This window comes from Microbacterium sp. (genome assembly GCF_036277215.1).
Taxonomy (GTDB): Bacteria; Actinomycetota; Actinomycetes; order Actinomycetales; family Microbacteriaceae; genus Microbacterium.
Genome location: NZ_DASUNI010000329.1, coordinates 1 through 5,366, shown reverse-complemented (window position 1 = coordinate 5,366; position 5,366 = coordinate 1). Strand labels below are relative to the sequence as shown.

At 68.8% G+C, this 5,366-nt stretch carries 5 protein-coding genes; 2 read left to right on the top strand and 3 right to left on the bottom strand.

Annotated features, from left to right (window positions below; all coding sequences use genetic code 11):
• The 3 genes from VFX99_RS15850 to VFX99_RS15840 form a co-directional block, all read right to left on the bottom strand.
• On the bottom strand, window positions 1–366 hold a 366-nt coding region (locus VFX99_RS15850), incomplete at its 3' end, for a glycosyltransferase (RefSeq protein WP_329667256.1).
• 2 nt (window positions 367–368) lie between these two features.
• Complete coding sequence (locus tag VFX99_RS15845) at window positions 369–1,802, bottom strand: glycosyltransferase family 4 protein (RefSeq protein WP_329667255.1); 1,434 nt, start codon at window positions 1,800–1,802, stop codon at window positions 369–371.
• A gap of 183 nt (window positions 1,803–1,985) precedes the next feature.
• A complete protein-coding gene (locus tag VFX99_RS15840; protein ID WP_329667254.1) occupies window positions 1,986–3,572 on the bottom strand; it encodes a sugar transferase in 1,587 nt (528 codons plus the stop codon).
• Between the two features lie 463 nt (window positions 3,573–4,035).
• Here VFX99_RS15840 and VFX99_RS15835 point away from each other — a divergent pair, with 463 nt between their 5' ends.
• Window positions 4,036–4,614, top strand: coding sequence for a hypothetical protein (locus tag VFX99_RS15835; protein ID WP_329667253.1), 579 nt, complete (start codon window positions 4,036–4,038; stop codon window positions 4,612–4,614).
• A 6-nt stretch (window positions 4,615–4,620) separates the two neighbouring features.
• The coding region (locus VFX99_RS15830) for a DUF4012 domain-containing protein (RefSeq protein ID WP_329667252.1) at window positions 4,621–5,366 on the top strand (746 nt) is incomplete at its 3' end.

Genomic DNA, 5,366 nt, shown 5'->3' with positions numbered 1-5,366 from the left:
CGGACTCCGCTCGAGCCCGGCCGTCAGCTTTGCGATCGCACCGTCGGGGGCGACGATGTCGGCGTCGAGGTAGACCCGGGGGGACGTCGAAACCACGGCGTCGCCGGCATTCAGGGCGCCTGGCTTGCCCGGCTGGGGAAGGTCGATCACCGTGACGCCGTACCCACGCGCCACCTCAGCGGTGCGGTCGGTGCAGCCGTTCGCGACCACGATGATCTCATCGCCGAGCACATCCTGCCGGATGAGGGCGTCGAGGCAGGCGCCGATGACCCGCTCCTCGTTGTGGGCGGCGATCACGAAGGTCGGACGCCCGGGAGTGCGAGGCGCGTCGCGGGCGGAGGCCGCCCCGACGCTCGTCCGGGACATGGTCAGTACGCGCCTTCAGCGCGAGCCAGCATGCCGACACGACTGGTCACCTCGGCGGAGCTCATCGCGTCTTCCGCCGGCACCGACTCGGCGTCCCGAGCGATGAGGTAGCGATCGAACGCCTGGTCGTCGTCGAGGTCGACGTAGCGTCGTCCCTGCGCGTCGTGGATGGGCTTCCCGACGGTCTCGGGAACCGCTGGACCGAGCCGGCCGTGTCCGGTGATCCTGTCGTACACGCCTACGTACGCCTCGGCCTGCGGACGCCAGTCCATGAGGTGTGTGGCGCGGTCGCGGGCGGCGCGCCCCAGAGCCGCCCGCAACGCCGGCTCGTCGATCAGACGCTCCACCTGGTCGGCGAACGCCGAGATGTCGCCAGACGGCGCGTAGAGCACGGTGTCCCCGCCAGAGACGCTCGTCTCGACGAGGTCGAACGCGACCGAAGGCAGTGCATATGCCATGTACTCCAAGGTCTTGTTCATCGTCGACACGTCATTGAGGGGAGTCTTGAGGTCGGGGCAGACGCCGATGTCGCCCCGGCTGAGGAACTCGGCCATCTGCGCGCGGTCGACTCGACCTGTGAAGGTCACATGATCATGCAGCAGCAGAGCCCTGGCCTCGGCCTTGAGGTCTTCGAGGCAGTCGCCGAAACCGAGGAGCGTGGCCGTCACGTTGTTCCGCCCGCGACGGTGCACGAGCTCGTCGACGACGTGCAGCACCTGGTCGACGCCGTCCTGCGGGCCCATGATGCCGACGTAGACGAGGTTGATGCTGTCCGCGGACCGCGGGTGCTCGGGATAGATGGGTCGCATCTGCTGCGTGTCGGGTCCGCTGCGGACCACCGTCACTTCGGAGGGAGCGCGGTCACCGCGGCTCACCGCGATCGCCTTGTACGACTCGTTCGTCGAGATGATGTGATCGGCGGTCCGGAACGAGCGGCGCTCGAGCCACAGCAGAACTCGGTATTCGAGCTTCTTCAGCACGCCCTGCGGCTCTCCGAAACGCGACCGGAACAGCTCGGGGTTGAGGTCGTGGTGGTCGAAGACGAACTTGACGCCGGCCATCCGCCAGAGCAGCGCGAGAAGCCAGTACGTGTCGGGCGGGTTGCATGCCTGGATCACATCGAAGCGGCCCTTGCGGCGGGCGTGCAGGCTGAGCCATGCGGTGCGCACCCAGCTGTACGCGAACTCCCACGCGAACCCCGCAAGACCTTTGGCCTCCGGCGCCGGGGCGTACTTGTAGATGTCCACCCCGTCGAGGTGCTCGCGCGCGGGGTCACCCGGACCCTTCGGGCAGATCACGCTGACCTGGTAGCCGCGCTGAACGAGAGCCTGGCACTCGAGCCACACCCGCCGGTCGAGCGGGACAGGAAGGTTCTGGACGATGATCAGGATGTGCGTGCGCCTCTTCGACGAGGCACGTCTGATGGTCTGGAACATGCGCATTCTCCTCAGTGAGAGTGGGCGAGCGGAAGAAGAGGGCGGGAGGTGCCGGATTCGAGAGGACCCACGGCCGCGAGGGCCGGCGCACAGAAGCGCCAGAGCAACGGCGCCGACGTGGGGCGGGGGTGCGCGGCCGTGGATCCGGTCTCGATATCGGAGGTGTTGCTTGAAGTCATGGGATCAGTACGCGCCCTTTGGACGGACCATCACCCGAGCGGTGCGCCACATGATCATCAGGTCGGTCATGACCGACCAGTTCTCGACGTAATGCAGATCGAGGCGGACGCTCTGCTCCCAGGACAGGTCGCTCCGCCCGCTCACCTGCCAAAGGCCGGTGATGCCGGGCTTGATGTACAAGCGCCGGAAGACCGCGCCGTCGTACCCACCGACCTCGCTGGGCAGGGGCGGCCGCGGACCGACGACGCTCATATCGCCGCGCAGCACGTTCCAGAACTGGGGCAGCTCGTCGAGCGACAGCCGACGGAGCGTCGCGCCGACCCGGGTCACGCGCGGGTCTTTGCGCAGCTTGAACAGCGGTCCCGACCCCTCGTTGTGCGCAACGAGGGCCGCGAGCTCCTCCTCCGCCGATGCGCGCATCGTACGGAACTTGAGGATCTCGAACTCCTGGCCGTTGAGGCCGACGCGGCGCTGGCGGAAGAACACACCCCCGGGGGAGTCGAGCTTCACCAGCAGCGCTATCACCGGGGTGATCAGAAGGATGGGCACCAGTGCGACGCCCGCGACGACGATGTCGAGCGCCCGCTTATATGCGTGCTGCGCTCCTTCGAACGACGGGATCCGCACCTGCACGAGGGGCAGCCCCTCCACCTGACGGAGAGAGATGCGCGGTCCCGCGACATCCGTCAGTCGGCTCGAGAGAACCAGATCGGCCGCGGTTCCCTCGAGCTGCCAGCTGAGGCGTCGCGTGTACTGAGCGTCGTCCAGCTGGCTCGCGACGATGATCGTGTCGGCGCCCACTTCGCGTGCTGCTTCCGCCACGGTGTTCGGCGTGCCGACCACCGGGTACCTCACGCTCTGCACCACCAGGTGAGTGTCGACGTTGGCGCCCTCCAGCGCGGTGCCCACGACGTCGTAGCCGAACTGGTTGTCGCGCTGGAGCGTGCCGATGACGTACTCGACGTCGGCGCTCCGTCCGACGACGATGGCTCGGGAGACATAGCTTCCCGAGCGTCGCTGCGCGATCAGCCAGTGCCGCCAGCTGCGGCGGCTGACGAGCAGGGCGAGCAGGCCGGCCGGAAGGGCGACGATGAGCTGACTGGTCAGGCCCTGCCACTGGAAGACGACGAACGCCATGGCCAGAACGCCGAAGGCGAGCCCCGTGGCGTGTGCGACCTGCTTGTACTCGGTGCTCCCCGCCCCGATGATGCGCGGTGACCGCGTCTGGAACGCCCAGAGCATCACCAGCCATACCAGCGCGACTGCCAGTGGAAGGCGGGAGAGGATCCACGGATCTTCAACCAGCGCCCGTGGCGCCGCGGTGCCCAGGTGCAGCAGCGAGGCGCCGGCGCTGACGACGAACACCACCGCGGTGTCGGTGGCGATCAGGCGCCAGCGATATCGGCGTTCCCAGAGACGCCGACGCTCCAGGGCCGGAGTGGCGCGCCGGACGGCAGCGTCCGCCGCGAAGGAGGGCGCGGGTACCGCGCCGAGCACGATTCGGTCGGCAGCCGCTTTCGGAAGAGCCGGAAGCTCCGGTACCGGCGTGATCCACGACGTCGGTGCAGAGCCGACCCCGATCGCGGTCATCCGCGCGCCTCAGATCGCGGCGCGCGGTCGAGTTGCTGACGTACCCGTGCCCCGTCGAAAATGCGCATCCGCGCACCTCCAACGGTGCACGGGTACGCCAAATGACGTCTCCCCATGACGTACTTCCCCAGTATTTCCCCAGATGCGGGCCCCATACCCGCGTGCACATCAGTGAGAAACCGTGTCCCCGACCCCAGATCGGGAGGTCCTGCGCTGCCGACCCCTCGGCAGTGCTCTCTCGACACCTTGCGATGTCGGATGTGCAGTTCGGAGCATAGCCCACCGCGTCCTGGATGTCCCGAGTTTTTTTCGCCGTCCGCGTGTCGGGCGTTTTTCCACGGTTCCCCGGCGGTGGTAGAGGGGGTATAGTCCGTTCTGCGAGCACTCCACTGGGGAGTTGAGGGCTCGCCGAATACTCCGCCGCAGGCGGGATTCGTGAACGCCTTCTGGGGAGGCAGTACGCATGCGTAAATGGGGGATGCTGCTCATCGCGGCCGCGCTCGTCGCGGCACCGACGGCGGCTCATGCCGGCCAGGACGACAACTACACGCCCGTGGATCCGTCTCAAGCCACGCTCGCCGGCTCGGTCGTGACCGGGGACTGCCGAGGCGGCGAGAGCTGGCTCGACTTCGTCGTCTCAGTCACCGATCCGGATGACGTGGCCGCGGAGACTGGCGACGTGACGCTCGTGATCGAGCAGTCCGGACGATCGGTGACGGTGCCTCTGGGCGCGCTGAGCGACGGGTCGGTCGCGGGAAGCGTGCCGTGGCCCGCAGCCGCCGACACCATGCTGACGCGGCTGCCGGGCGGTGGCACAGCGGCGACCACGGTGGACGGGACGATTCAGGTTCAGCCGGGCTCCGTACCGCCACTGCAGTACCCGATCACCGTGCCGGCCTGCGGGGCGCAGGAGAAGAGCGCGATCGCCGCACTGGCAGCGACCGGCTCGAGCGGGTGGACGCCGGCATTGGGCCTCGCGGGCGGTGCGTTGATCGCGATCGGCTCGCTGCTCGCGGTCCTTCGGCTTCGCCGGTCCCGCTGATCCGCCGTGTCGACCGTCGCCGCGCGGCGGCGCCGTGGCCGCGTCCTGTGGGGTGTGGCCGGTGGCGTCCTCCTCCTCTTGATCGCACTCATCGGGTGGGTGTGCTTCCGCGCCGTGCAGGCGTCGCAGGAGCTCTCTGCGCTCGTGCCCATGGTCGCGGAGGCGCAGTCCGCGGCATCCGCCGGTGACTCCGACCGCATCGATGAGCTGCTGACCGACGTCGGCACCCATGCCGGGCGTGCCGCCGAGCTGACGTCGGGTCCGCTCTGGCACGCAGCCGAGATCGTGCCGGTCCTCGGGCAGAACCTCGCCGCGGTTCGCGTCGTCTCCGAGCAGCTGTCCGCGACCGCCGACGCCGTCACTGGACCGGCGCAGGCTCTGCTCGGGTCCGAGCAGGGCACAGTCGACATCCTGTCCCTGCGCGCCCAGGAGGCGCCGCTCGCGGCCGCGGCTGTGGCGCTGGGGACGGCGCGCGACGAGCTCGGCACGATCCAGACCGACGTTCTGCTTCCGCCTCTCGCGAAGGGGGTCTCCCGCTTATCTGAAGTACTCGACACGCTCACGCCGGCCATGGACGGACTCGCTCGCGCCGCCGCCGTGGTGCCTGGCCTGGCCGGAGCCGACGGGCCGCGCACGATCCTGGTGATGTTGCAGAATCCTGCCGAGCTGCGCACCGGTGGAGGGATCACCGGGCTGTTCGCCGAGATCCGTGCCGAGGACGGCGTGTTCACCCTGGTACGGCAGGCGGACTC

What these genes read in the sequence shown, in the direction of transcription:
- VFX99_RS15845 (WP_329667255.1), bottom strand. Translation starts at nt 1,802, where the DNA reads ATGTTCCAGACCATCAGACGTGCCTCGTCGAAGAGGCGCACGCACATC.
- VFX99_RS15840 (WP_329667254.1), bottom strand. Translation starts at nt 3,572, where the DNA reads ATGACCGCGATCGGGGTCGGCTCTGCACCGACGTCGTGGATCACGCCG.
- VFX99_RS15835 (WP_329667253.1), top strand. Translation starts at nt 4,036, where the DNA reads ATGCGTAAATGGGGGATGCTGCTCATCGCGGCCGCGCTCGTCGCGGCA.